This window comes from Vibrio sp. 10N.222.48.A3 (assembly GCF_041475345.1).
Classification (GTDB): Bacteria; Pseudomonadota; Gammaproteobacteria; order Enterobacterales; family Vibrionaceae; genus Vibrio; species Vibrio tasmaniensis_A.
In genome coordinates, this window is record NZ_JBFRVX010001419.1 from 1 (window position 1) to 1,024 (window position 1,024).

The window sequence follows — 1,024 nt, forward strand, 5'->3', positions numbered from 1 at the left end:
ATTAAAGAACAGCATCGAAAAGGGAGCAATCAGGAATGTCAGCATTAACTGAATCTTGAAGAGCTGCAGTGCTCGGTCGATAAATGTTGAGTTTGAATCGGATGACTGACTATTTAACGCAATGTAAAGAACGGCACCTAACGCACCAAAAGACAACCAGAAGCTACTCGATAATGCTGAAAATGGCCAAATTAGCAGAACCACGCACAGACTTAAGGCGACATACCGAAACAAACTGATATTTTGCCCACGCCACAAGAAATAGCTGGCGATAATACACATCACCAAAGCTCTCAAGGTGGGCAGCGTGAACCCAGCAAACCAACTGTAGAAATAGGCTAAGCCGACTCCGAATATTGTGGGCAACCAAAGAAGTGAAGATGATAGTAACCTGAATACCTTTCCTACTTGATAGCCGATACCAAAGGCAATCCCAATATGCAGCCCCGAAATAGCCATCAAGTGAATCAAACCACTGCTTTTAAGTAAGTCCCAACGCTGAGAGTGAATAAGGTCTCGATAACCAAAACTCAAAGCCATAATGAGGTCTTGATTTGCCAGTTGACTTAACCTTTCAAGACTGTTTTCAAACCAATAGGACCGTAAGTTGCTATTGGTATGAATGCGATACTTTGTATTAGATCTGTAAATTGCATTGGCAACCACACCTGCGCTAAACAGATACTTTTCTAAATCAAAGCCTGCTTCATTGAGTTTGCCCCATACAGGCTTTATATACACAGATAAATTGACATCATCTCCGAGTGTTAACTTAAAAGGAGTAAACAAACGTAATTTTATTAATTGAGGAAAGATTAATTTTTCGCCGCCAATTGATCTAGCTACTATTACGCTTTCAAAACCGTGGCTATTTTCACTAAAAAGGCTAACAACCGAAGCATTTATGGTAGTATTCTGCCCTGATTGAAATAAGCGACTCGTTTGTATTTCAATTACATTCCCTAGGCAGATAACTAGTATCAATGCTGTTGCTAGACCTCTTGCACTCCGGAAAACGCTATAC

Annotated in this window: 1 protein-coding gene; it reads right to left on the reverse strand. The window is 40.5% G+C overall.

Annotated features, from left to right (window positions below; genetic code table 11):
* The coding region (locus AB4653_RS26825) for a ComEC/Rec2 family competence protein (RefSeq protein ID WP_372105751.1) at positions 1-1,024 on the reverse strand (1,024 nt) is incomplete at both ends.